The 25,982-nt window shown below is 70.1% G+C and carries 18 protein-coding genes and 2 pseudogenes; 13 read left to right on the top strand and 7 right to left on the bottom strand.

Annotated features, from left to right (window positions below; all coding sequences use genetic code 11):
• Window positions 1–270: 270 nt before the first annotated feature.
• Entirely contained in the window at window positions 271–1,101 is an 831-nt protein-coding gene (gene nadE / locus OG766_RS34910) for an ammonia-dependent NAD(+) synthetase (RefSeq protein ID WP_328727183.1), read from the bottom strand.
• Between the two features lie 402 nt (window positions 1,102–1,503).
• Between nadE and OG766_RS34915 the strand changes: the two genes are divergently transcribed.
• Entirely contained in the window at window positions 1,504–2,253 is a 750-nt protein-coding gene (locus OG766_RS34915; RefSeq protein ID WP_328727184.1) for a DUF4328 domain-containing protein, read from the top strand.
• Between the two features lie 285 nt (window positions 2,254–2,538).
• Here OG766_RS34915 and OG766_RS34920 read toward each other — a convergent pair whose 3' ends face one another.
• A complete protein-coding gene (locus OG766_RS34920; RefSeq protein ID WP_328727185.1) occupies window positions 2,539–3,117 on the bottom strand; it encodes an RICIN domain-containing protein in 579 nt (192 codons plus the stop codon).
• Window positions 3,118–3,317: 200 nt separating this feature from the next.
• Between OG766_RS34920 and OG766_RS34925 the strand changes: the two genes are divergently transcribed.
• Entirely contained in the window at window positions 3,318–4,403 is a 1,086-nt protein-coding gene (locus tag OG766_RS34925) for a sensor histidine kinase (protein ID WP_328727186.1), read from the top strand.
• Window positions 4,400–5,086, top strand: coding sequence for a response regulator transcription factor (locus OG766_RS34930; RefSeq protein WP_328727187.1), 687 nt, complete (start codon window positions 4,400–4,402; stop codon window positions 5,084–5,086). Before OG766_RS34925 ends, OG766_RS34930 begins: the two co-directional genes overlap by 4 nt.
• A 340-nt stretch (window positions 5,087–5,426) precedes the next feature.
• On the opposite strand, the gene OG766_RS34935 is transcribed toward OG766_RS34930, so the two are convergent.
• Entirely contained in the window at window positions 5,427–7,169 is a 1,743-nt protein-coding gene (locus OG766_RS34935) for a heparinase II/III domain-containing protein (RefSeq protein ID WP_328727188.1), read from the bottom strand.
• An 821-nt stretch (window positions 7,170–7,990) separates the two neighbouring features.
• Between OG766_RS34935 and OG766_RS34940 the strand changes: the two genes are divergently transcribed.
• From OG766_RS34940 to OG766_RS34955, 4 genes and pseudogenes are all read left to right on the top strand, one after another.
• Window positions 7,991–8,494 carry a GNAT family N-acetyltransferase gene (locus OG766_RS34940; protein WP_328727189.1) on the top strand — a complete coding sequence of 168 codons (504 nt, stop codon included), beginning with the start codon at window positions 7,991–7,993 and terminating at the stop codon, window positions 8,492–8,494.
• 320 nt (window positions 8,495–8,814) lie between these two features.
• Window positions 8,815–9,033, top strand: coding sequence for a transposase (locus OG766_RS34945; protein WP_328727574.1), 219 nt, complete (start codon window positions 8,815–8,817; stop codon window positions 9,031–9,033).
• A pseudogene (locus OG766_RS34950) lies at window positions 8,985–9,251 on the top strand (hypothetical protein); the annotation flags it as partial. The gene OG766_RS34945 and the pseudogene OG766_RS34950, both read left to right, overlap by 49 nt.
• A gap of 88 nt (window positions 9,252–9,339) precedes the next feature.
• Entirely contained in the window at window positions 9,340–10,422 is a 1,083-nt protein-coding gene (locus OG766_RS34955) for a LacI family DNA-binding transcriptional regulator (RefSeq protein ID WP_266389218.1), read from the top strand.
• A 69-nt stretch (window positions 10,423–10,491) separates the two neighbouring features.
• On the opposite strand, the gene OG766_RS34960 is transcribed toward OG766_RS34955, so the two are convergent.
• The 4 genes from OG766_RS34960 to OG766_RS34975 all read right to left on the bottom strand — a co-directional run bounded on the left by OG766_RS34960 (window position 10,492) and on the right by OG766_RS34975 (window position 18,787).
• A complete protein-coding gene (locus OG766_RS34960; protein ID WP_328727190.1) occupies window positions 10,492–13,353 on the bottom strand; it encodes a hypothetical protein in 2,862 nt (953 codons plus the stop codon).
• A 92-nt stretch (window positions 13,354–13,445) separates the two neighbouring features.
• On the bottom strand, window positions 13,446–16,313 hold the full coding sequence (locus tag OG766_RS34965) for a hypothetical protein (protein ID WP_266389223.1): 2,868 nt from the start codon (window positions 16,311–16,313) through the stop codon (window positions 13,446–13,448).
• Window positions 16,314–16,450: 137 nt separating this feature from the next.
• Window positions 16,451–17,722: an alpha-L-fucosidase gene (locus tag OG766_RS34970; RefSeq protein WP_328727191.1), complete on the bottom strand. Its 1,272-nt coding sequence runs from the start codon at window positions 17,720–17,722 to the stop codon at window positions 16,451–16,453.
• A 93-nt stretch (window positions 17,723–17,815) separates the two neighbouring features.
• Window positions 17,816–18,787: a hydroxyacid dehydrogenase gene (locus OG766_RS34975; protein WP_443045633.1), complete on the bottom strand. Its 972-nt coding sequence runs from the start codon at window positions 18,785–18,787 to the stop codon at window positions 17,816–17,818.
• Between the two features lie 470 nt (window positions 18,788–19,257).
• Between OG766_RS34975 and OG766_RS34980 the strand changes: the two genes are divergently transcribed.
• The 6 genes and pseudogenes from OG766_RS34980 (at window position 19,258) to OG766_RS35005 (ending at window position 25,933) form a co-directional block, all read left to right on the top strand.
• Window positions 19,258–20,205 (top strand): ABC transporter permease, encoded by a 948-nt coding sequence (locus tag OG766_RS34980; protein WP_423247220.1) that lies wholly within the window; start codon window positions 19,258–19,260, stop codon window positions 20,203–20,205.
• Window positions 20,205–21,134 (top strand): carbohydrate ABC transporter permease, encoded by a 930-nt coding sequence (locus OG766_RS34985; RefSeq protein WP_266389231.1) that lies wholly within the window; start codon window positions 20,205–20,207, stop codon window positions 21,132–21,134. The genes OG766_RS34980 and OG766_RS34985 overlap by 1 nt, the downstream gene beginning before the upstream one ends.
• A 70-nt stretch (window positions 21,135–21,204) precedes the next feature.
• A complete protein-coding gene (locus OG766_RS34990; protein ID WP_328727192.1) occupies window positions 21,205–22,875 on the top strand; it encodes an extracellular solute-binding protein in 1,671 nt (556 codons plus the stop codon).
• A 288-nt stretch (window positions 22,876–23,163) separates the two neighbouring features.
• Entirely contained in the window at window positions 23,164–23,883 is a 720-nt protein-coding gene (locus OG766_RS34995) for a heparin lyase I family protein (RefSeq protein WP_328727193.1), read from the top strand.
• Window positions 23,884–23,970: 87 nt separating this feature from the next.
• Window positions 23,971–24,735: pseudogene (locus tag OG766_RS35000) on the top strand (alpha-amylase family glycosyl hydrolase); the annotation flags it as partial.
• A gap of 847 nt (window positions 24,736–25,582) precedes the next feature.
• Window positions 25,583–25,933 carry a YciI family protein gene (locus OG766_RS35005; protein ID WP_328727194.1) on the top strand — a complete coding sequence of 117 codons (351 nt, stop codon included), beginning with the start codon at window positions 25,583–25,585 and terminating at the stop codon, window positions 25,931–25,933.
• Window positions 25,934–25,982: the final 49 nt, after the last annotated feature.

The raw sequence follows: 25,982 nt of genomic DNA on the forward strand, positions 1-25,982 counted from the left end.
AGTGGTTCGGGTCTCCCTCCCCGTCCGTCGGGTAGTCGAGCCGCTCTCGTTCGACAGGATCACCTCGAGGTCGGGAAGGGTGTCCCCGCCGTCGTCGTTCTGCTCGACCGTGTGGCCCCGTTCCTCAAGACGCTCCAGCAGTGTCTCGCCGGGAGTCCGGAAGACGTCGAGCCGGTCGAGGACGACCGTTACATCCGCTCGGGGAGATCCAAGACCGGACGAGGCCCTGTCGACCGGGGCAGGTGGAGTTGTCCAGGGTGAGCGCAGCTCTCAGGGGGCGACGGGTAGTTGGCGCTTGTGGTCGGTGAGGCGGTAGCGGCTGGTGATCGTTCTGAAGACCTGCTCGTCCACCGGCTTGCCTTCCAGGAAGTCGTCGATGTCGTCGTAAGTGACACCGAGTGCGTCCTCGTCGGCCTTGCCCGGGTCGAGGGTCTCCAGGTCGGCCGTCGGGGTCTTCCACACCAGCTCGACGGGCGCGCCCAGCGTGTCCGCGACGGCGCGCACCCGGCGCTTGGTCAGGCCGGTCAGCGGGACCAGGTCGGCGGCGCCGTCGCCGAACTTGGTGAAGAAGCCAGAGACCGCCTCGGCGGCGTGGTCGGTGCCGACGACCAGGCCGTCATGCGCACCGGCCACCGCGTACTGGGCGATCATCCGCTGCCGGGCCTTGATGTTGCCGTGTACGAAGTCCTGGTGGTGGGCGTCGCGGAAGCTCACGCCGGCGGCCAGCGAGGCCTGGAGCGCGGCGTCGCTCGCGGGCTTGATGTCCACGGTCAGCACGTGGTCGGCCTGGATGAAGGAGAGCGCGAGCTGAGCGTCGTGCTCGTCGGCCTGGGTCCCGTAGGGCAGCCGCATCGCGTAGAACCGCGCCTCGTGCCCGGCGGCCCGGGTCCGCTCGACGGCGAGCTGGCACAGCCGGCCGGTGGTGGTGGAGTCGACGCCGCCACTGATGCCGAGGACAAGCGAGCGCAGACCGGTCGAGGTCAGCCGCTCGGCGAGGAAGGCGACCCGGCGTTCGATCTCCCGCTTGGCCTCGAAGGCCTCGGTGACCTGTAGTTCCTGGGCGATCTCCTGCTGCAGGGCGATGGACGCCGGCTCGCTCACGTCTGCTCCTTGTTCCAGTTCGCGATGTGCTGTCGCGGCACCCTAGCTTCAAACGCCGCCGCAGGCGCCTTTGGCCGGCTCTTCTCCCGCAGTCCAGCCCTTCGTCGACCGCCTGAGCGAGCTGGTCCAGGCGCAGGCCGACACCACCGGCTTCGTCGTCCTGCATCGCCATCGCCGGGCGGAGATTCTGGAGCGCCACTTCCTGCCGGGGCTCCCCGCCCCCCGGCCGCCGACGGGGCTACGGATCTCCGACCGAGCCCTGGCGGCTGTGCAAAGCCATGGCTGCCGGTGTTGGGGTCCTCGTGGTCTGTCCGACCTCCGAAGGCCACTCCCGCGGGCAAACCGCATGGACAGCTCGCCGCAAATCCCCGTAGGTTCCGCGAGCGTCCCCCGGCAGGGTGGATGTCGCAGACCTGTGGGGGTTGTCTTCCATGTCCACGTTTCCCGGGTTCACACCCAGACCCGAGTTCCGGGTGCCGGTGCCGACCGGGCTTGCCACGGCGACCTGTGTGCTGCTCGGCCTGGCCATGGTGGCCGACGTGTTCGCGATCGTCACGGGGGCGCAGTACTACAGCCTTTGGAGCCGCGTCGGCGAAGAGGGGCTCCATACGGTCGGCCTCGAAGAGGCGGAGGGAGCGCCTCTACAGCCTCGCGGGAGTGATCCAGACCGTCACTTTCCTGATGTGCGCGATCGTGTTCATCCTCTGGTTCCGGCAGATGCGGGAGAATGCCGAGCTCTTCGCGCCCGACGCTCACCGCAAGGCTCGGCACTGGGTGGTGTGGGGCTGGATCCTGCCGGTTGTCTCTCTGTGGTTCCCGCGCCGCATCGCCCTGGACATCGGGACGGCGAGCGAGTTGCTGCCCGGCCTGCCCGACGCGCCGCGCACGCCGGTCAACCTCGTCAATGCGTGGTGGACGGTGTGGATCTGCGACACCACGCTGAGCAATCTGGCCGCCCAGTTCGCCCGCCGTGTCGAAGAGGCAGGTCCGGTCAAGGCGGTCGTGGGACTGACGATGGCCGCCGACCTCCTCGACATCGCCGCCGGTGTGCTCGCCATCCTCGTCGTGCGCAGGCTCACCCGGATGCAACTGCGCAGGGCGACGTGGACCGGCCACGACAGCCCGGCCGAAGCTTCCGAACAGCACGTGTGACGTGCTCTCGTACTCGCCACCCAGCGATCCGGCCCGCCGTGCACCGCAGGCCGTGCGGTTCTTGTGGAGCACCGGGTGGTGCCGTGGCAAGGCGCTCCGTCTCTTGCCACGGCACCACTGGCGGGAACGTTCCGGTGCGTGCCCGTGCTGCGACCGCCGTCGCTCCCGGGCGGTGGCGCGGCCACAGCGGTCCGGCTTCGTCGACGGCGCGGGCGGCTCACGCGGCCCCGTACGGCTCCCGTGGGGAAGGCGCAGGTGGCGTCGTCCGGTTCGATCGGTGAGCGGTCAGCCCCAGACGCTGGTGTAGTTGTACTGACGGTCGTAGACGGGCGTCCACAGGCTCGGGTAGGGCTCGTTGATGTTCCCGCAGGCGCCCAACTGGATCGCGCTGCGACGGCCGGTGTCCATGAGGCACTTGCCGCTGGCGGCCTCGACGATCTCCCAGTGGTTGTTGCCGCGGTCGACCCAGCGGAAGTGCTGGCCCGGTCCCTGGCAGTGGCCGAGGACGATCGGGGTGCCGTCCGCGACCGCGGCGTTCTGGGCGCCGATGCAGTACCTCCCGTACACACCGATCATGAAGAGACCGGGCGTGCCGGAGGGCTGGAAGTAGAAGCGCTGGTGCAGCCGGCCCTTGCAGTCGAAGCGCTGGATCACCGCGCCCGGGTTCTGGGACTCGCCCCGCACGTCCATGCACTGCCATGAATACGAGGCGCGCATCTCGTATATGGCGGCGTTGTCGATCCACGCCGTGTAGCGGACCGGCGGGTCGGCCGCGGCGGCCGCCGTGGCCGACCCGGGGAGCAGCAGGACCAGCATCGATGCCAGAACCGCGATCATTCCCCCGCATCGCACTCTTCGAGCCATTTTGCCTCCTTCTTTGCCTGGTTTCCGAGCGGCGCCAGAACGCGACGCGATGATCTGATGGGTCGTCGTGTCCGGTGCCGGAACGCCTCGAAACCTACGGGCCCGGGCCTTTCGGCTGTACCGCCGTTTCAGGGGGGTTGCGTGGGCGGGGAAGAGGTGCCGTGAGCGGGGGGCCGGGGTTCCACCGGGCCAGGACGTTCATGGTTCTGGCGACGGGCCTGTACCGGGCCAGCCACCTGGTGGTCGGCGTGCTCGCGGTGGTGCAGCACCAGCGCGGCAGTGTCCTGTCCTGGGCGGGGCTCGCGGTCGCCCTGTCCGTGAGCCTGCTGGTCTTCGGGACCGCCCGGTCCCGGGGCTGGTTCGGTACCTGGCCGCCGCTGGTGGACGTCGTGCTCGTGGGGTGCCTGCTGCCGTTCGCGGTGTACGCGGGCGGTGCGAACCGGCCGGCGGACCTCGCGTGGGCGATGCTGCTCGGCGGGTCGGCGAGCGCGGTGGCGGCGGTCGCGTTCGTACGGCCGATTGCGGTGGCCGGCGCGGTTGCGGCGCTGGTGGCGACCCACACGGCCGGTTACTGGCCGACCGGTGCCGACGTCGCCGTGATCGCCGCGCACCTCAACGCGATCGTGTCGTCGGCCGTGCTTGCCCGCGTCTTCTGGTGGTACCTGCGACGGCAGGGCACGCTGCTCGACGCGGCCACCGAGCAGGCCCTCGCCGCCGAGGCCGGACGGGCGCGGTACGCGGAGCGGATCGCGCACCACCGGGCCCTGCACGACACCGTGCTGGCCACGCTGACCGCGATCGCGAGCGGGCGGGCCGACGCCGACGCGCTGCCGGTGCGGGAGCGCTGCGCCAGGGAGGCGGCGTATCTGCGGCGTCTCGTGCAGCAGCAGGCGGAGGAGGACTGCGACCCGGGGACGGCGGCGGCGATCGAGCGCGCGGTGAGGTCGGCGGAGAGCCTGGGGCTGCGGGTGAATGCCCAGTACCACGGCCCGGCGGACGTACCGGCCCATGCCGCGGACGCTCTCGGCCAGGCGGCGGCCGAGGCGCTGAACAACGTGCTGCGCCACGCGGGTACGGGCCGCGCTTGTGTGACGGTCACCGGCGACGGCCGCCGGGTCGTGGTCACCGTTGTCGACCGTGGCGTCGGCTTCGACCCACGCGTCGTCCCCGAGGGGCTCGGCCTGCGCTTCTCCATGGGGGCCCGGATGCGCGAGAGCGGAGGAGCGGCCGACGTGGACAGCGCGCCGGGCGAGGGCACCCGTGTGGAACTGCGGTGGCCGGCATGATCACCGTGGCCGTGGTGGACGACGACCGGATGCTGCTCGACGGACTGCGTCTCTGGCTGGACGGCGTGCCGGGCGTACACCTGGCCGCGACGGCGGGCACGGTGGACGGGCTCCTCACCGGAACGGCGGTCACGGTGGAAGCACACCTCACCGAAACGGCTGCTGCCCAAGGGGCGGGAGCCGTGCTGCCGTTCGACGTCGTCCTGCTGGACCTGGTGCTCGGTGACGGCTCACAGCCACCGGACAACATCCGGCGGCTGCGGGCGGCCGGCCCGCGGGTACTCGTCATCAGCACCGTGGTGGACCGGAGGCGGATCGTCGCCGCGATCGCGGCCGGCGCGGACGGCTATCTCACCAAGGACCATGATCTGCCGACGCTGGTCAGGGCAGTTGAGGAGGTGGCCGCGGGCGGTACGGCCCACTCGGCGGAGCTGGCCTTCGCCTGGGCGCACGACGACGGCCCTACGCGCCCGAGCCTGTCGCCGAAGGAGCGCCAGGTGCTGCTGGAGTACGCGTCCGGCCTCACCCTGAAGGCCACGGCGCGCCGTGTCGGCGTCAGTCCGCACACGGCCAAGTACTACCTGGACCGGGTGAAGGACAAGTACCAGCAGGCGGGCCGCCCGACCTACACCAAGACCGACCTGGCGGCACGGGTACGTGAGGACGGCTGGGCGGCGGACTGACCACGGGCGGTGCCCCCAGAACACCGCAGCGAAAGGGCCTCGTTGCCGCTCGGCCTCCACGGGGTGCACGTGACGGCGGACCGCCGGTGACCCGGCGACCGAACCTCGAGGGTGCGGTCGTTGCGCGATCGGCGATCGCTGCCTGCCGCACGGCGTTCGGGTTCGCGTTGAGGACGAGTACTGTCCTCGCCGCGTCGGCGGGGGACCGAAACGCAAAGCGTCGCGCGGCAGCCCCGGGAACACGCCCCGACCTCGGCTTGGGTAGGGCGCAAGCAAGGGACGTCGCGCGCTTCGCGAGGCCGACCGCCACTTGACTGGCGCGCCACCATTTGCGAGGCGGTCAGACGGGCCGAACGGTGAGTTCGAAGACGGCGGCCGGGCGGCCCACGCTGCGCAGCCTCAGCCGGTACACGGTCTCCGGTCGGTCGAAGTGGTCGGTGGTCTCGATCCGCTCGACATCGGGCTTCCAGGCCGTCTCGTCGTAGGCCAGGGTCGCGGCGGCGCGCGTACCCGACCAGGTGGCGGCGCCGTCGGCGAGCCGGGGTCGGAGCCGGCTGATGAAGATCTCCTCCACCTGTGTCGCGCCGTCGAACGTGTCATGGACGACCAACCGGGCGTCCGGATGCCAGGCGAAGGAGCGGACGACGGGCCGGCCCGCGTACGCCGCCGCCAGGTCCAGGCGCAGCACGGAGCCGCTCTCGTCGGCGCGCGCGGCCAGGACGACGGCCTCGGCGTGGCGGCCCGCCTCCTGCGCGACTCCGTCGACGACGGGGACGGAGTGGGCCCGGGCGGAGGGATGCAGGTGTGCGGTGTAGCGGTCGGGGCCGAAGTAGCCGTGGGAGTAGCTGCTGGCGCCGAGGTCGGCGAGCAGCTCCTCGCCGTCCGCGCTGAGCGTGAATTGGCCGAGGTCGTTGTGGTTGTGCGACTCGTCGTTGTGGCCGCCCTTGGCCGCGAAGGTGATTTGTATGTCTTCGACGGTGCGCCGGTCGACGAGCCAGGCCGCGTCCGGCAGCCAGGCCACGGCGTCGGTGGTGGGCGAGTCGAGTACGGCGGGGTCGGTCCAGGTCAGGGTGCGTGAGAGATGGGCCCAGCGGTGGCAGTGGTCGGCGTCGAACGAGGGGACGCACGCCGCTCCCGGCACGGGTGAGCCCAGCCGTTCGCGCAGCCGGGAGACGAGCCCGGCCGGCAGCGGCATGGAATCGACGGCGTCGGCGAACGTCACGAACCGCCCGCCGCCGGTCTCGACAGCGGCGGGAAACGCCGCCGCCGCGGTCGCCTGCGGAAGGTCGCGAAGCAGGTCCACGCCGGTCCGCTCACGGAGCGCTTCGGCGAAGTAGGTGAAGTAACCGAAGCCGTATACCCAGTAGTTGACCCCTTCGACACAGGAGCCGTCGGTGCCGAGTCCGCTCAGGTAGACGTCCATGACACGCAGGCAGCGCTCGATGGCGGCGTTGAGCTCGTCCGGGTCGTCGACGAGTGCGAGTGCGGCCATCCCGGCCGCTCCGGCGCAGACAGCCGACCAGTTGTTGGCGGTGGTCTCCCAGGACCACGGCTGATCGCTGCCGAAAAGCGGGGTCAGGACCCGCCGTCGCACTTCCGCGCGGGCCCGGTCCGTGACGGCGGAGGGCAGCCGGCCGCCGAGGAGTGTCACGATCTCTGCCACCGTGTGGGCTGTCTCGGCGGCGAACAGGTCGACACACTGCTCCATCGGCCGATCCGTCGACGTGACCAGATAGCTGTGCGCGGGCACCGCCCAGGTGTACTCCTCGCAGACCGACCAGACCATGTCGGCGAGGGCGGCGAGACCCGCCGGCTCGCCGTCGAGCCAGGCGCCCGCGGCCAGCGCGTTCAGCCTGCCCCGCCGGCCGAAGTACACGCGCTCGTACGGAACCCGGTCGCCGTCCGCCTCGAAGCTGTGGAACCGCGACCACGAGGGGGTGGCGGTGTCCGCGCCCCGACACGCCTCCGCCCGGATCTCGGCCCACAGCGCGTCGAGATGAGGGCCGGTGAGCGGCTTGGGGACGGCACGGTTCACGGGAGTGGCGAAGGCGGCACGCAGCGCGGAGCGCGAGTATCGGATCACGTCAGAACCTCTCGGGCGGGGTTGGGCGGGGTGGGCTACAGAGGTCGATCCGGTGCGCCCGGTGCTCCGGTCCGCGTACTCGCTCACCGTACTGTCGGGGACGATGTGGTCGAGGCCGACTGCGACGCCGTCCGTGAGAGAGGCGTCGCCGGTGAGGCGCCGGTATCGGGCGTGACGGGCCGGGGCGGGGGCGGACGGCATTCGCCCCGCCCCCCGCCCGTGGACGGCTGCCTCAGGCCGCCCGGGCGCTGGTCTGCGCCGATGCCGCCTGGATGGGCAGGGCACCATCCGCGAACGCGAGTTCCACCACGAGCAGCGCTCTCGGGCCCCAACCAGGAATCCACATAAGGCTGTTCTCCTGTGTCCGGAACAAAGCGGTCGATGGCAGGTGGCCGAACACTTCCACGCGACCTTTGGCCCGTCCATGGACTGAACGACGAGCGCTTGTGTTTCCGTCGCAAGTACGCAGGTCACAGATGCGCTCGTGAAGCGCGGGCCCGGAAACCGCCATCGCCCCGACGCGAAGCTCAGCGGCGTGTCACGAGGCATCCAGCCGGACGCTGGAGTCTCCTTCTCGGTCAGCGTGCCGAACCCGCTTGTGCCGAGCGAGTACTGGCGACGGCAGTCATGTAGTCGAGCGTGATGCTTTGCCAGGATGGTGGAAGGTCAGAAGCCGTTGCCATACCGATCGTGGAGTCTGTCGATCGAACGGGAGTCTCGATCGGGTGATCCCGGGCACTGCCCGGCATGAGAGCAGGGCCTGGCGGCATACGGGAAAATCCAGGGGAGCGGACGGCCGCGCGCTGCTACGGTCGGGCGCTATGAGCTGGCTCCCCGATGACTTCGTCCATCCCGTCCTGGTACCGCTGCCGGGCAGTGGTCATCACCTGCGGCCGATCCGGGAGGCGGACACCCCGCTCGACTATCCGGCTGTGATGGGTTCGCGCGAGCGGCTGTGGACCATCTTCGGCCCGGCCTGGGGCTGGCCCGCGGCCACCATGACCTACGAGGCCGACCAGGCCGACCTGTTGCGGCACGAGAAGGAGATCGCCGCACACCAGTCCTTCAACTACGCGCTGTTCGACGCGGCGGAGAAGTCTCTGCTCGGCTGCGTCTACATCGACCCACCGGAGAGGGCCGGCGCGGACGGCGAGATCTCCTGGTGGGTGGTGGACGAGCTGGTGGGCAGCACGGTCGAGCGGGCCCTCGACGAATTGGTGCCGCAGTGGATCGCCGCCGACTGGCCGTTCGAGCAGCCGCGCTTCCTCGGCCGCGAGATCTCCTGGTCGGACTGGCTCGCCCTGCCGGAGCACCCCGACGCGTAAGTAGCTTTTGTCGTAATGCTCTGGGGACTTGGTGCTCGAACGGCCGTCTCGATTGGGTGGTCGTCGGGTGCTCGGCGCATGCGAGGAGGGCCTCCTGAACAGCTCGCTGCTGTCGCATCACCGAGCATCAGGAGGCCCTCGTGTCGCAGTCTTGCGTGCCGATGCCCGTGCAGTCCACCGCGGGTACTCGGGAGTGCGACTGTCTGGCTCACCGGTTCGGAAACGCTGCCGACAATCGCCTGCGAGATCGTCGGTATCCGAGCGACATGACGGACGCGGAGTGGGTGGTGGTGCGGCCGCTGCTGCCGGTGCCAGGTTGGATGCAGGGCCAGGGCGGGCAGCCGGAAGCGTACCGCCACCGGGAGATGCCGGACGCGATCGGCCATCTCGTGGACAACGGCATCAAGTGGCGGGCGATGCCTGCCGACTTCCCGCCGTGGGACCGGGTCTATGCGTTCTTCCGCCGCTGGCGCGATCGCGGCCTGGTCGCCTCGGCGAGGTGCCGCCCCTCATCCAGGACGCCGACCCGCGCGCCCTGACCGCTGAGGCCGACGAGGCTGGCGTGGCCGGATGGCAGGCATGGGCCGAGCCCGCACTCGGGGCACCGTGCCTGTGGGCTTCCTTCGGCGCCAGCGTGCCCGACGACCCCGTCGCGTGCTTCGCCAGGGCACTCAGCTCCACTGCACCGGTCTCCCCGCAGCCCGTACGCGGCCTCCCGGCGACGGGATGTGTCGCGCCCTGGTCCTGTACGTGTTGACTGACGTTCCTCCCGCTGAAACGATGCAATCGATTACCCGCATCCTGTAGGTTCGGTCGGGGGAAAGCGGTGACAACGGGAGGATTCGGTGGCCACGGAGGCACGCAGAAGTCCGAAGCGGGCACGGCGGCAGGCCACGATGCAGGATGTCGCCGACAAGGCGGGCGTGTCGACGGCCACGGTGTCGCGCGTTCTGGCCGGCAAACGCATGGCGGAGTCAACCCGGGCCAAGGTGATGCTCGCGGCGAAGGAGCTCAACTACGTCATCAACGCCCACGCCCGGGCCCTGAAGGGCGGCCGGAGCAACACCGTCGGCATCGTCCTCGTCACGCTCAGCGCCGGGCCGTTCAACGAGATCGCCCGTGGCATCGAGCAGCAGACGGTGACCGAGGGCATGCGCTGCATGGTCGCCTCCAGCCAGGCGGACCAGGAGCGCGAGCTGTCACTCGCGGCGTCGATGGCCGAGCAGAACGCTGACATCGTCATCCTCATCGGGGGCGTCCAGGACACTCCGCGCTACCGGACCAGGGTGGCCGCGCTCGCCCGCGAGCTCGACGCGGCCGGATCCCGGCTGGTGCTGGTCGGCCGGCCGTCCCCCGGCGCCGACCTGCCGGTCACCGTCGTGGACTACGACAACGAGGGCGGAGCGTTCGCGGTCACCAGCCATCTGCTGTCGGCCGGCCATGAACGGATCCTCTTCCTCGGCGGCCCCGAGAACTCCACCACCGCCGCGCGTGTCGCCGGCTACCGCAGGGCGCTGGAGGCCTACGGCCGGAAGGCCGAGCCCGAGCTGGTCGTCAACCGCGGCAACCACAACGACATGGGCCCGGCCGGGATACGGGAGATCCTGCGGGCCATGCCCTCCGACGTCACGGCCGTGTTCGCGTGGGACGACGAGATCGCCGCATGCGCCATCTCGCAGCTGCGGGCGGACGGCGTCTCCGTACCGGAGCGGATCTCGGTGGTGGGCTTCAACAACGCGCTTCCCCACGCCGAGCACCTCTTCCCCGCGCTCACCACCGTGCAGGTCCCCTTCCTGCAGTTGGGCCGCACCGCGGTGAACCTGGCCCTGCAACGGGACGATCCCGACTTCCGCCACGCCCAGCAAGTGGTACTCGGCACCCATGTCGTGGTCCGCGACTCGGTGCAGCCACGGGTGCACCGCGCCTGACCGGCCCCACACGTGGAGGCGGGCCCGCCCTCGTGCAGAGGGCGGGCCCACTTCCGTGACCGCCGACGGTCAGCCGACGGCCGGCCGAAGGCCCCGCAGATCGTCGAGGTCGTACGTCGTGGTGCCGAGGGTGAGGGCGCTGCCCTCGACGGTCGCGGTGGGCGGGGCGCCCTTGCCGACCGCCAGAACGATCCGGAAGTCCGCCTCCGTGCCGGTCCGGGTGACCTTGAACGCCCCCTTGTCCACGGACAGCTCGGCGCCCTCGGGGGTCAGCACCCAACCCTTCAGCCAGCCGTCGCCCTTCCTGAACAGGAAGGTCCTCGCGCCCGACTCGGTCTCCCCGAAGGTGATCGTCGTTCCCGACTCGGGGGACAACTGCCAGTCGTAGCGGTGTGGGACGGAGTCGGCGTAGGCGTCGTGGACGGCAATGACGGAGTCGGCGCCGCCGACCGGGCGGAGGTCCACCGCGATGTCCCGCCGCGCCGTGTCCAGTCGGTAGTTGCCGGAGCCTTCCAGGGAGACGAAGCCGCCGCCCTGACCCGCGTACGCACGGGATTCCAGAGTCCTGCCCTTGCCGGCGATGCCCTCGGGGCCGCCGTCGACGAGCGGCTTCGAGAACAGCTCGCGCTTCGCGGTGTTCTTGGCCGGCTGCTGCGCCCACGTCACGTCCTGGCCGAGCAGCGAGAGGGCGAAGGTGTCGGAGCCGCCCCAGCCGATGTGGTGTTCGTTGCGGTTCTGGACACCGACCAGCACATCGTCCTTGTCCTGGTAGCGGTTGCGGAACAGGTACGAGCCGACATGGTCGTCGAGCAGTGCGCGGCGCACGGCGGCCGGTGCCTCGTCCGGGTCCTGCGAGGTCACCCCGTACGGGTACTCGAGCAGTCCGTAGGTGCCGCCCCCGCCGCCGACGGTCCTTTCGTACTGCCACAGCCAGGCCGCCCGCTGCTCGGCCGGCACCTGCGTGAAGACCAGGCCCGGGACGGGCACAGCGCCGGTCGCCGATCCGACGCCCCACTGCAGGCGCGCCTTGTCGGCCTGCGCCGAGAAGGCGTGCATGAGCAGATTGGCGAACTGCGGCCGCTCCCACCTCTTCTTCAGTGCCCCGATGCCCGCGTCGATCGAGCCGGTGATCCCGGGTGCTCCTACGCCGAGCCCGTAGCCGAAGTAGTCCATGCCCTCCTGGTCCCAGCCGGTGGTCGAGTACGCGGTGTCCAGGTGCCGGCCGACCTCGTCGACCAGGTGAGCGATTCGGCCCTCCTCGAGGTCGAACGGGCCGTCGCCGCGCACCGCGAGCCGCAGTGTCAGCTCGGCGCCGCGCACCACCGCCGTCCAGTTGCTCTGCTTGACCGGCAGGGCGAAGTTGGGGTGGTACGCGACCTCCAGGTAGGCGGCGACGCGCTGGAGGACCTTCTGCACCTCGGCGCGCTGCTCCTCGGTCCAGGCCGGGTACGCCCAGTCGTAGGCGGTGGCCAGGGGAGCGGCGGCGTTGGCGGTCTCCAGTGCGGCGGCCCCGGCGTACGCGGTGCCGTTGAGGAACGGCATCGTCCGGCCGGACTCGATGATCGCGTCGTAGGCCGTCCGGGCGTACGCGGGGTCCTGGGTGACCTGGTACAGCAGGGCCGCGTCATGGGCCCAGGACGCCTGTGCCTCACCCGGGCGGTAGTTGTAGGCGGGCAGACCGGCGGCGACCCGGTTCACGAGACCGTCGTACGTGGCCTTGGGGATGCCGGGCTGCTGGATCGCCGAGCGGATCGCGGTGAGCTTGCCGTCGGTCACGCCCATTCGCGGGTGCTCCAGGCCCGCCAGGGACGCGGTGGCGAGGACCTCACCACGCTGCCGGGTGACCGCGAAACCGGTCGCGCCCCTGAGGTCCTTCTCCCGCAGGGTGACGCCTCCGGTCAATTCGTGGGCGCCGGCGGTGGCGACCTTGCGGGCCTTGTGGAGCTTGCCCTCGGCGACCTCGCGGCCGCCCGCGTACACATGCACCGGGCCCTTGGTGCCGGCCTTCAGCCGCCACGCGAGCCGGGCGTCGTCACCGGTGCCGGTCGCCGTCAGCACGTCCGTGCGCTGCTCGTCCAGGAAGCGGGAGGGCATGGTGACGGGCTCGGCGTCGGTGGTCGCCAGTCTCGTGCCGTCGGCGGCGAGCGCGACGACCTTGTACGTGTAGCGCTTGCCGGGCCGTGCCGAGCCGTCCTCGGCGGTCCACGCGCCCGGGACCTTCCGGATCAGGGTCCTCCTGCTCGGCGTGAAGCCACGGTCGTCGGACCGGTGCACCTCGTACGCAGCCGGGGTCCCGGCGAGCGCGGCGAAGTGCCAGGTGAGCTGCACGGTGCCGGTGGGCTGGACGTTGGCGCCCACGGTGTTGCCCTCGACGCGCTCGACCCTGACGTTGTCGACGAGCAGCCGGCCGGTCGTGTACTCCAGGGCGAGGAGCAGATTGACGGCCGGAGCGCCGGGCCGCGCGAGCACGACCGCGCTCGCCTTGCGCCAGCCCGTGTCACCGGCGAGCCGGCCGATGACGGCGTCATGGCCGAAGTTGCGGGCCCATAGATCGCCGCCGTAGCCGTCGAGTCCGACGGCACGCTCGTCGAAGGTGATCCGGTACGCGCGGAACGTGCCGGTGTCGGGTACCGGGACGTCCTGCCCGATCGCGGCCTTGTCGTTCGGGTCGCCGAGGTCGAGGGCGAGGGCCCGGCTGCCGTCGGGGCCCGCGCCGTCGACGATCGTGGCACGGCCGGTGGCCCGGTTCTCGCTCTGGGGCCAGCCGGGGATCGAGCCGTCGGCCGCGGTCTGCTCGAAGTCGCCGTTGACGACCAGGTTCGCGGCGTCCTCGGCGTACGCGGGCGCGGGTACGGACACGGCGAGCGCGCCGGCGACGGCCGCGCCGACGACCGCGGCTCTGCTCAGGCGGGACGGTATGGGCTTGGACATGGTCTCTCCGTCTGGTCTGCGGTCTGCGGTCTGCGGTCTGCGGTTTGCGCTCAGCGGTCAGCGGTCAGCGGTTTGCGGTTTGCGCTCTGCGGTCAGCGGGCGGAGGGCCGGTGGCTCGCGAGGTCGTCGAGGTTGTATGTGGTGAGGCCGAGGGTGAGCATGGTGCCGTCGGCCACTGCCGCGGGCGGGGTGCCCCTGCCGGTGGCGAGGACGATGCGGAAGTCCGCGTCCGTGCCGGTGCGGGTGACCCGGAACGCGCCCTTGTCGACGGAGAGTTCCGCGCCGTCCGGGTCGAGGACCCAGCCCTTGAGGTAGGAGTCGCCCTTGCGGAAGAGGAAGGTCTTCGCGCCCGACTCGGTCTCACCGAAAGTGATCCCGACACCGGCCTCGGGCGAGAGCTGCCAGTCGTAGCGGTGCGGGACGGAGTCGGCGAAGGCGTCGTGGACGGCGATGACGGAGTCGGCCCCGCCGACCGGGCGCAGATCCACGGCGATGTCCCGCCGGGCCTTGGCCACCTCGTAGTTGAGGTGCCCGTCGAGGGAGACGAAGCCGCCGCCCTGGCCCTCGTACGCCCGGGACTGCAGGGTGCTGCCCTGACCGAGCGAGTCGTCGTTCGCGACGCTGCGCCGCTCGGGGCGGCCGTCGATGAGCGGCTTGGAGAGCAACTCCCGCTTGGTGAGATCCTTGGCGGTCGACCGGGCCCAGGTCGCGTCGTCGGCGATCAGGGTGAGGCCGAACGTCTCGTAGCCGTTCCAGCCGAGGTGCGTGTCGTTGCGGTTGGTGAGCCCGACGAGGACGTCGTCCTTGTCCTGGTAGCGGCTGCGGAACTGGTAGGCGCCACCGTGGTCGTCGAGGAACGCCCGGCGGACCGAGGCAGGACCGCGGTCGGGGTCGCGGGGGGTCACGCCGACCGGCCAGTACAGGACCGTGGCAAGCGCCTGTGAACTGGCGGTCATCGGGGTGGTGCCGCCCACGCCCATGGTGCGCTCGAAGTGCCAGAGCCAGTAGGGAAGCTGCTCCTTCGGCGTGCTCTCGAAGAACAGCGGGGAGACGGCGACGCCGCCCTGAGGATTACCGACGCCCCACTGTAGACGGTCGGTCTTCTCCCGCAGCGAGAGGCTGCGCATCAGCAGACCGGCGAACTGCGGCCGGTTCCACGACCGTTCCAGCGCGCCGATGCCGGCGTCGAGGGAGGACTTGATGCCCGGTGCGGCGATGGTGAGCCCGTAGCTGAGGTAGTCCAGGCCCTCCTGGTCCCAGCCGGTGTCGGCGTACGCCCCGTCCAGGTGGCGGCGCAGCTGGTCGGTCAGATCGGCGATCCGCCGCTCCTGCAGGTCGAACGGGCCGTCGCCGCGTATCGCGAGGCGCATGGCGAGCTCGGCGCCACGGATGACCGCGACCCAGTTGGACGCCTTGTCGTTCGCCCGGTCGATGTTGGGGTGGTGGCCCACCTCGAAGAACGCCTCCATGCGCTGGAACGCCTCGTGCGCCCGGGCGCGCTGCTCGTCCGTCCAGGCGTCGTACGACCAGTCGTAGATCTGGGCGAGCCGGACGATGCAGTTGGCCGACTCCAGCAGATTGGTCGTGGTGAGGTAGGGCAGGTCCTGCTCGGAGGCGACGAAGCCCTCGAACGCCCGCTGCGCGTACGACTCCTCACGGGTGAGCTGGTGCGCGAGGGCGGCTTCGCTGCCCCACACGCAGTTCTGCGAGTAGACGCTGCCGCCGTAGGCGGAGGGCCCGGCCTGGACGCGTTCGAGGAGCTGCTGCCACGCCTTCTGCGGCGTGCTCCCGGGCACGGCGACGGCCTTGCGGGCGTCGGCGAGCCGGTCCCGGGTCGCCTCGGCGCGCGGGTGCTGGAGGCTGCCGCGCGTGGCGGTCGCCGCGACCTTGCCGTCCCGGACGACGGTGAAGCCGTCCGCGCCCCTGCGCTGTCCGTTGGTGAGTGTGACGCCGCCGTCGGCGATGTCGTACGTACCGACCTTGTGCCTGCCCGCGTACACGCTCACCGGGCCGGTGGCGCCGGCCGTGAACCGCCAGGCGAGCCGGGTCTCCTTGCCGACGGCGGTGGCGGAGAGCACGTCCGTGCGCTGCTGGTCCTCGAAGACCGCGGCGCCGGTGGCGGTGGCCGGGGCGGTCGTGCCCAGCGGTGTGCCGTCGGCGGCCAGTGCGACGACCTTGTACGTGTATGCGCTGCCCGGCGCGGTCGTGGCGTCCTCGGCGGCGGTGAAGTTCTTCAACGTACGGATCCGGGTGTCCGCGGACGGTGTGAAGTCCGGGTCGGCGGAACGGTGGATCTCGTACGCCGCCGGGGCGGCGGCGAGGCCGGCGAAGTTCCAGGCCAGCTCGATCTCGCCGGTCGGCTGCGGGGACGCCGTGGTGACCCCGGCGGCGTCCACGGCCTCGACGGTGAGGTTGTCGATCAGATAGCGGCCGCTTGCGCTGTCGAGCATGGGCTCGACGGACAGCTCCGTGGTCCCGGCCGGGGCCGCGACGTACTCGGTCACACGCCGCCAGTCGTGGGTGCCGGAGGTACGGCCGACCAGGCTGAGCGGCACGCCCCCGCCCACGTACTGAACGCGCACGGCGGCGGCGTACCCGGCTACCTTCTCGGCCCTGACGTCGAGGGAGACCCGGAAGAACTGCACCTTGCCGGGGTTCGGGTTGGTGACGCGGCGGCCGACGGCGGTGCGGTCGTCGGCCGAGTCGCCCCTGAGTTCGAGGGCCCTGCTGCCGTCGGGTCCTGCTCCGTCGACGACGGCGATCGTGCCGTTGCCGGCGGGCTTCCAGGGCCCCCAGCCCTCGGGCAGACCGGCCGCCGTCACCTGCTCGAAGCCGCCGTTGGGCAGCAGTGATTCGGCGAAGGCGGGCGGGGTGAGGGTCGCCGCGAGTGTCGCCGCCACGGCCGTGGCGAGCACGGCGGAGCGGGGAAGGCGGCGGGACGTGGACGCGGCTCTGCTCACGTTGACTCCAGGTCGGTAACTGCGTCGGTACTTCCTGGTGGTGCCACTCGGGCGGAAAGGCGAAGGAGCGAGAAGCGGGGAGCGGGGTGCGGGGTGCGGGGTGCGATGAGAGGGGTGCGAGAGGGCCGGGGGCGAGGTCAGCCCGAGCCCTGGCCCCGGTAGAGGTCGAGTTCGCCGTCGAGTTCGAGGGCGAGGACGGTGGCGTACGGGTCGGTGGTGGCCGGGGCCTCCACGCGCACGACGCCGGGAACGTTGTGGCCGGCGAAGCCGCCGACCACGCGGTGGGCGAGCTCCTGGCCGGTGCCGAGCACCGATGCGCGGCGGACCTTGTTGTGGAGGCCGCGCAGTTCGACGAACTCGCGGGGAGTGTCGAAGCAGACCAGGAAGACGGTGCGGCGGTCCTTCGACAGGGTGGAGGGGCCGTAGTGGTGGCCGTACGGCAGCCCGGCGGTCGTCGGGTACACGGCGTCGGCGTGGCGGCGGATCCAGCGGCCCAGGCCCTCCAGACGCCGTACGTGCTCGGGCAGGATCGTGCCGTCCTGCCTCGGGCCGGTGTTCAGCAGCAGGTTGCCGCCGTGCCCGATGGTCTCGGCGAAGACCCGCACCAGTTCGCGCACCGACTTGTGGCGGGTGTCGTCGGGCTGGTGGCCCCAGGCGTCGCCGATCGTGTAGCACAGCTCCCACGGGCCCTCGGGCGGTGTGATCGGCACCCCGAGTTCGGGGGTCGCGTAGTCGCCGTGGCCCAGCATCCGGCCGTTGAGGACCGTGTCCGGGCCGAGCGCGAGGATCTCCTCGCGCAGCTCGCCCATGCGCCACTGCTGCTCGTCGCGCTCCCAGGCGCCGTCGAACCAGAGCAGATCGGGCCGGTAGTTCTCCACCAGTTCCCGGATCTGTCCGCGGTGGACGGTCTTCAGGAAGCGCTCCCACGCCTCGGGGTTCTCGTCGCCCTCCGCGGGCATGGCGTAGCGGTTGTCCACCCAGGGCCTGTGCAGCCGTGAGGGGCGCACGGTCGGATAGTCGGGGTGGTTCCAGTCGTTGTGCGAGAAGTACAGGCCCACGCGCAGGCCCTGCGTGCGCAGCGCCTCGGCGAACGGGCCGACGAGGTCGCGCGCGGCCGGGGTGGACTTCACCACCGACAGGTCCGTGGCCCGGGTGTCCCACAGTGCGACGCCGTCGTGGTGCTTCGTGGTCAGGACCGCGTACTTCGCTCCGGCCGCCGCGAACAGCCGGGCCCAGGCGTCCGGGTCGTACCGCTCCGCCGTGAACCCGCCCAGCTGGTCCATGTACGCGTCGCGGGAGATCTCGCCGCCGAAGAAGGACCAGGACTCGGCGACTCCCTTCACGGCGTAGATCCCCCAGTGGACGAAGATCCCGAGCTTGGCCTCGGGGAACCACGGCTGCATCGGCATGGTGATCGGTACTTTCCGGGTGCGGGTGCGGGTGCGGGTGCGGGTGCGGGTGCGGGTGCGGGTGCGGCGTGGGGCGTTGAGGGAGTGCCGGGCTCAGGCGATCCGGCTCAGGTCCTCGGCGCTCACCGCACCGAGCAGCGGACGGCCCTGGACGAACCGTTCGATCTCGTCCACGGCGAAGGCGCCGAGGCACTCCACCTCGGTGCCCATCGCCCCGGCCACATGCGGAGTGATGAGGACGTTGGGCAGCCCGATCAGCGGATGGCCGGCGGGCAGCGGCTCGGGCTCGGTGACGTCGAGCACGGCGTCGATCCGGCCCGAGACGCAGTGGGGCACCAGCGCGTCGGTGTCGACGAGCGCTCCCCGGGCGGTGTTGATCAGGATGGCCCCGTCGCGCAGCAGGCCCAGCCGGCGCTCGTCGAGCAGTCCCGTGGTCTCCGGCAGGAGCGGGGCATGCAGGGTCACGATGTCGCTCGCCCCCAACAGCTTGTCGAGGTCGCGGAGTTCGGCGCCGAGAGCCTGGGCCCCGGCCGGGTCGAGATAGGGGTCGGCGACGAGCACCCGTACCGGCTGCGCGCGGAGCCGTTCGAGGACCAGCCGCCCGATTCGTGAGGCGCCGACGACACCGACCGTGCGGCCGTGCAGGCCGAAGTCCGGGTTGAGGGCCTGCCAGAGGGTGCCCGGCTTGCCGTACGCACTGGCCTGGCGGAAGACGCGCTTGGCCGCGAGCTGAAGCATGCTCAGCGTGTAGTCGGCCACGGGAACGGCATTGGCGCCCGCCGCGGAGGAGACGGTGAGCCCGCGTTCCCACACCGCCGGGGTGAGATGGTGCTTCACCGACCCGGCGGCGTGGACGACGGCCCGCAACCGGGGCGCCGCGGACAGGACGTGTTCGTCGATGGCCGGGCAGCCCCAGCCCGACAGCAGGATCTCGGCCTCGGCGAGCAGCGGCCCGGTGTGCGGGGCGGTGAGTTCGTCCGCGTCGACCTTCATCACGTCGGCGAGGGTGCGCAGCCGTGCCATCACGTCGTCGGGCAGCGCCAACTGCCGTACGTCCGGGGCCATGGCGACCAGGACCCTGGGACGGGGTGACGCGTATGACGGCGGCGCGGAACGTGTGTCGGTCACTGGGGCAGCCCTTCTCCGGCAGGCGGGAGGCCGGTGGGGGACGGGGGCAGCTCCCCGGAACGGGGCTGCCGCAGGATGCGGAGTGCGGGGACGCGTAGCGTGCATGCATGCTGCAATCGTTTGCTTGCCTGGCGAGGCTAGGCGCGGGACTTCCGTCCGGTCAAGGTATCTGCGGCTCAGTCATCGGCTCACTTGGGCGAATGTGAGCCGCTGAACCAGGAGTTACGTGCATGTTTCTGGAGGTTTGCCAGTGGTGCTGACCCTCATGCGGTGAAATGGATCCAACCAATCTCTTGACCCGCCTGTGTAATCGATTTACTTTCCTTCCGCACCTGCTACTGGAAGGGGGCGGAGCCTTGGCTGTCACAGTCGACGAGCCACGGGCCGCTGACGAGTCGGCGGTCCCGATGCCACGGCAAGGGCCGACCGGGAAACGGTCCCGGCGCAAGGAGAAGCTCGGTGGGAGGATCCGCCGGGACCGCGCGCTGCTGCTGATGATGGCCCCGGGAGTGCTGTACTTCCTGGTCTTCCACTACGGCGCACTGTTCGGCAACGTCGTCGCGTTCAAGGAGTACGTGCCGTTCATCGGCGTCGTCGACAGCCCGTTCGTCGGCTTCGGCAACTTCACGGCGCTCTTCGCCGAGCCGGCCTTCTGGAGCGCGGCCTGGAACACGCTCTCGCTCTCGTTGGTCCAGATCGTGTTCTTCTTCCCCATGCCACTGGCGCTGGCCCTGCTCCTGCACAGCGTGAGCCAGGGGCGGGTGCGCAAGTTCGTGCAGAGCGTGGTCTATCTGCCGCACTTCATCTCATGGGTGATCGTCATCGCCCTGTTCCAGCAGATACTCGGCGGTGACGGCCTGCTCAACGGCCTCTGGGGCGGCGGCAGCGGCGACAACCTCGTCGACGTCTTCGGCAACCCGACCGCCTTCCAGCCTCTGATGGTCCTGGAACTGGTCTGGAAGGACTGCGGCTGGGGCACGATCATCTTCCTCGCCGCGCTGCACAACGTGGACGAAGGGCTGTACGAGGCGGCCGCGATCGACGGGGCCGGCCCCTGGCGCCGCTTCTGGCACGTGACGCTGCCGTCCATACGGCCGGTGATCATCCTGCTGCTGATCCTGCGTCTGGGCGAGATCCTCACCGTCGGCTTCGAGCAGATCCTGCTCCAGCGCGACTCCTTCGGACCCGCCACGGCCGAGGTGATCGACACCTTCGTCTACTACAACGCCGTCACCGACGGGCACTGGGGCATGTCGGCCGCGGCGGCGCTCTTCAAGGGCGTCATCGGGGCGTGCCTGGTCTTCGCCGCGAACAAGGTCGCCCACCGCCTGGGCGAGCAGGGGGTGTACCGCTGATGAGCCTCGCACTCGAGGAGCAGAAGCCCGCGGCCGAGAACCGGGGCGGACGACCGGCGTGGAAGGAGAAGCCGCACCCGCTCATGCAGGGGGCCAAGGCGGTCGCGCTCGCACTGACCGTCCTGATGGTGGCCGTGCCCTTCTGGGTCGTGATCGCCACCAGCTTCGCCCCCGGCGACCAGATCACGCAGAGTGGGGGCTGGGCGCTCTGGCCGGAGCGGTGGACGTTCGACTCCTACGACAAGGTCCTCTCCAACGAGGTCACCACCCACGCCCTGCTCGTCTCGATCGGCATCACCGTGGTGGGCACTCTCTTCAGCCTCGCCTGTACGGTCTTCCTCGCCTACGCCCTGGCCCGCCCAGGTGTCGTGGGGGGAAAGCCGATGATGCTGATCATCCTCTTCACGTTCCTCTTCCCGCCCGGCATCATCCCCAGTTACCTGGTCGTCTACAGCCTCGGACTCGTCGACACGTACTGGTCGCTCTTCCTGCCGGTGCTGGTCAACGTCTTCAACCTGGTCGTGGTCCGCGGCTTCTTCCAGGGCATCCCCGAGGAGCTGTACGAGGCGGCCCGCCTCGACGGGGCGGGAGAGGTGCGCACCCTCTTCACCATCGTGCTCCCGCTCTCCAAGGCGGTCATCGCCGTGGTCGGCCTGTTCTACGCGGTCGGCTACTGGAACGACTTCTTCCGCGGCCTGATGTACCTCAACGACACGTCGATGTACCCGCTGCAGACCGTGCTCCGCGGTTATGTCACCCAAGGTGACGGCCTCAACAGTGAGTTCTCCAGTGAAGGCGGCGTGGCCCAGGCCCCGCAGTCGATGAAGATGGCCCTCGTCCTCATCGCCACAGTGCCCATCCTGTGCGTCTACCCCTTCATCCAGCGCTACTTCACCAAGGGCGTGCTCACCGGCGCCATCAAGAGCTGATCACCAAGAGTGACCGGCGTCATCGCTCACGCCCCGTTGCAGGGGTCTTCACCAGAAGGAATCCGCTGACATGAGCTCTGGCCTCTCCCGTAGATCCGTCCTCCAGGCCGCCGGTATAGGCACCGCCCTCGCCGCCACCGGCTTCTCGCTGACTGCCTGCTCCTCCGGGAAGACCGGCGGCGATGTCGGCAGTGCGGGCAAGTCGCTGGCGCCGTTCCCGACGTACGTACCGTGGACGATGGGCCCCACCCCGGACCTGCCCGCCACCGACAAGGGTGTGCAGGCCGGCTACAAGAAGTACCCCGGCAACCTCGTCGAGGCCGTTCCGGAGAAGCCGGGCGACGGATCGAAGATCACCATCTGGTTCAGTTCCTGGAACACGACTCCGCTGCCGCGCGGCAAGAACCAGTTCCTCAAGGCCATCGAAGAAGCCCTGGGCGTCGAGCTCGACATCACCGTGATCCCGGCCATGGAGTACGACAAGAAGCTGACCAGCCTCATGGCCAGTGGTGAGATGCCGGACCTCCTGCAGATCGTCCCGGCGGCGAACGAGTCGCAGTTCGTGCTGGCCAGGTGCCAGGAACTGACCGACTTCATCTCGGGCGACAACATCAAGAAGTACCCGAACCTGGCCAACATCCCCACCTACGCCTGGACGACCGCCGGCCGCTTCGCCGGCAAGCTCTTCGGCGTCCCGATCGAGCGTCCGATCGTCGGCCACCAGCACATCGTCAACCAGGAGAAGTTCAAGGCGGCCGGTCTGCTGGTCCCCGAGGTCGGCGGGATCGGCGTCGACGAGTTCACCAAGGGCCTGCAGCAGCTCACCGGCAAGGGCAAGTTCGCCATCGGCGCCGAGACCGGCGGCGCGTTCGGCTTCAACGCGTGGATGCCTCACTTCGGCACGCCCAACCTGTGGTCGGTCAAGGACGGCGCGTTCGTCAACTACCTGGAGACCGACGAGTTCCAGGCAGGTCTGGAGCAGATGGTCAAGTGGCAGCAGGCGGGAATCTTCCGCTCCGACGCGCTGACCATCGACGGCCAGCAGGCCAAGACGGAGTTCCTGGGCCAGAAGGTGTACTCCCGGGTGAACAGCACCATCGACTACGTCAACGTGGCCAAGCAGCTCAAGGGCCAGTTCACGGTCGACATCGCCCTGCCCTTCAAGCCCTCGAACGGCGCGTCCCCCACGCACTGGCTCGGCGGCGGCACCTACGGCAACGGGTACACCGTGGTGAAGAAGGCCCCGAAGGCTCGCATCGAGCTGCTCCTGCGCGTGATGAACGCGCTCGCCGCCCCGTTCGGCAGCAAGGAGTGGGAGCTGTTCAACTACGGTGTGGAGAACGTCCACTTCAAGCGCAACGCCGGCGGCGACCCGGTACCGACCGAGCTCGCGCTCTCCGGCGGTGACGGGCCCGACAGCCTGCCGATCAAGTACATCGCCGCGGCGCCGGTGCCGCTCTACGTCGCCGGCCAGCCCGAGGCGGTCCAGCGCCAGTACGACTTCCAGCAGAAGGTCATCCCCATCGGCGTGCGCAGCGCCGAGCTGGGACTCCGCGCCAACGCCTGGACCGAGAGCGCGCGGGGCCTGGAGAAGCAGCGCGAGGACGCGATGAAGGACATCATCACCGGCCGCAAGAAGCTCTCCGACTGGCCCAAGGTCATCGAGGAGTTCAAGCGCAAGGGCGGCGCCAAGGCCGCCGAGGCGCTGGCGAAGGAGCACGAGGCCGCACAGAAGGCCTGACCTCCGCTCGTACCACCGGCAGGGCCCTCCGTTTCTCCCCGCTCGGGAGGCCCTGCCGGTCAGCCGACCTCATGCCTGTCATGTACCGAACAACTGGTGCGCGACATCACCGACCCGAATCTGATCAGCCAGGTGCCGATGTTCCCGGTGATCTCGAGCGAGGCCGCCGAGTGGGCCGTGGGCTCCATCTACGACGCCCCCTGGACCGCCGCTCCCACATGTACGTCGACTACGTCCGCGTCTGGCAGTAGTAGATCCCCTCAGCACCCCCCCACACGAGGAGGACACATGGCACGCCACACTCTCCGCCGGCGTCTGCTGGCACCGGCCGCCGTCGCGGCCGCGATGACGCTCGTCATGGCGACACCCGCGAACGCTGCGGTGGTCTGGAACGGCGACGCCGACAACGGGATGACCTTCCGCGAGTTCCTGTGCGACGAGGGCAACTACGTCTACACCCCGGACTGGGGTGACGGACGCGGCAAGCGCTGGGGTTTCGTCGGCAAGGCGGGCACGACGCGCTGCGAGTCGTACGGTGTCATGGTCGGCGGCTCCGAGTACAACTTCACCAGTGGGAAGGCGTACTGGTTCGGCTGGGAGCAGATGACCCTCACCGACGGGTGGGGAGTCTCCTTCCAGTGGAAGTCGAACGGCACCGGTGAGCAGCACGACCAGAACTACCCGGTGATCATGATGATCCTCGACGGTTACCTCCGCGTGTGGTACGTCTCACCGGGCGAGCAGTGGAATCAGGTGGGCGCCGTGCCGTGGACGGCGGAGACCTGGCACAAGATCGAGCTGGGCATCAACGCCCAGTCCAGCACTGCAGGGTCGTTCCAGGTGTACCTGGACGGCAACCTGTTCGTCGACGTCGCCAACGCACGCACCTGGGATCTCGTGGGCAACAAACCGCGATGGGGCGTGTACGACACCAACGTCCTGGAAACGGACGAGGTCAACTGGATCAACGACCTCAAGATGGGCACCACCAGGGCAGACGTCGACTAGCCCGTGTTCCGGGCTGTCGAGGACACCCCTCGGCGGGAGCCCGAACCCACCGGAAGCCCACCCCGTACGGCAAAGGACCGGCAGTCGATGACCGACACACAGCAATGGTGGCGCGGTGCCGCCATCTACCAGATCTACCCGCGCAGTTTCGCCGACGGCAACGGTGACGGTGTCGGCGACGTCGCGGGCATCCGCGCGCGGCTGGCGCACCTGCGGGACCTGGGCGTCGACGCCTTGTGGATCTCCCCGTGGTACGTCTCGCCGATGGCCGACGCAGGCTACGACGTCGCCGACTTCCGCGACATCGACCCGCTCTTCGGCACCCTCGCCGAGGCCGAGGCGCTGATCCGCGAAGCCCACGCGATGGATCTGCGCGTCATCGTCGACATGGTCCCCAACCACTGCTCCGACCAGCACTCCTGGTTCCGTGCGGCGCTGGCGGCGGGCCCCGGTTCGCCCGAGCGTGCGCGCTTCCACTTCCGGCCCGGCCGCGGTGAGAGCGGCGAACTGCCGCCGAACGACTGGCCGTCCCACTTCGGCGGCCCGGCCTGGTACCGCGTCATCGAGGCAGACGGTACGGCGGGGGAGTGGTACCTCCACCTGTTCGCGCCCGGGCAGCCCGACTTCAACTGGGACAACCCCGAGGTGCGGGAGGTGTTCGAGGACGTCCTGCGCTTCTGGCTCGATCGCGGCGTCGACGGCTTCCGCATCGACGTCGCCGACAACCTCGTCAAGGACCCCGCCCTGCCCGACCTGGTGTCCGTGCCCGAGAACGGACGGTCGCCGGTCCACGACCAGGACGGTGTGCACGACATCTACCGTTCCTGGCGGCGGATCGCCTCGAAGTCGAGCGCGACCGGCTCGGTCGCCCCGCCGCCGAACTGCAGGTGAGGGCGAAGGCGTCGTAGACGACCGTCGATCTGACCGCGCCGAACTGGTCGAGGCCGGGGCGGTTCGCTCCGCGCTCGTTCAGGTACATCGTGAAGCCGGCGGCCGCTTCCGCGGTGTCCTCCTGGGCCGCGGCAGGGGCGGAGAGCGCGGGGAACACGGTGAGCACGAGGGCCGCCGCGGCGGCGGCGATCGAGCGCAGGGTTCTGCCGTACGGGAAGCGCGTGGTCATGACAACTCCTCAGGTGTCGTGGGCACCATGCGTCGTCCACGGATGGGTGGGGGGGGAGGGGGGCCGAAGGCGGCGAACGGCTCCGGGCGAAGGGTGAACGCTCCCGTCACTCAAGGCCTCTGACATGGATTCATCGGAGGGGTTCGCCCGTAAGTGCCGCAGACTGAGAGGTGAAGGAAGTCGATTGAGTGACTGGTGGTGGATTGCTCGGAGGAATGACTGTCCGTCACTTGCGTCCGACGGCACGGGGCGGTGCGAAGAGGTGATGGGCCCGGTGCTCGCGGGCCGCGCCCGCCGAACCCGCGTACAGGTCCGAATCGGCCCACCGGGCCACAGTGCCCTGGTGCCCCACGCACCGCGCACAGGCCGGGTCGAATCCGGCAGGAGGTCCTGGTGGGCGTCAGCGAGATGGCGGGCGACCCGGATCTCGGAGCCGCACGGGATCGCCCTGGGCCCGGACGGGGCTCTGTGGACAGCCCTGGAGATCGGCGCACTCGCCCGTATCGGCGTCCGTGTCCGCACGCAACGAAGCACCGAACAACGAAGCACCGAACAACGAAGCAACGAAAAGGAACGCTCATGAAGTACGCACTCGTGATCTTCGAGACAGACGAGTCGCGCCACCGGATCCGGACCGACCGGGCCGCTCACCGAGCGGCGTACGAGACCTGGATCGGCAAGATCGCGGCGGCAGGCAAACTGATCAGTGGCGATGCCCTGGACACCGAGTCGGCCTCCGCGGCGACCGTGCGCAAGACCACCGAAGGAGCGCCCGCCACTGTGACCGACGGGCCCGCACACGCCGGCGAGGAGACCCTGGGCGGCTGGTTCGTCATCGACGTGGCCGACCGTGAGGAAGCCGTGGAACTCGCCAAGGGGCTTGGCACCTTGGAGACCATCGAGATCCGGCCGGTGCTCGAAGGCGCTTGAGGACGGCCCGTTGCGGCATCGCCCCTCCCCCCCGACGTAGAGTGTCGAT

The sequence above is a fragment of the Streptomyces sp. NBC_00259 genome (genome assembly GCF_036181745.1).
Lineage (GTDB): Bacteria > Actinomycetota > Actinomycetes > Streptomycetales > Streptomycetaceae > Streptomyces > Streptomyces pratisoli.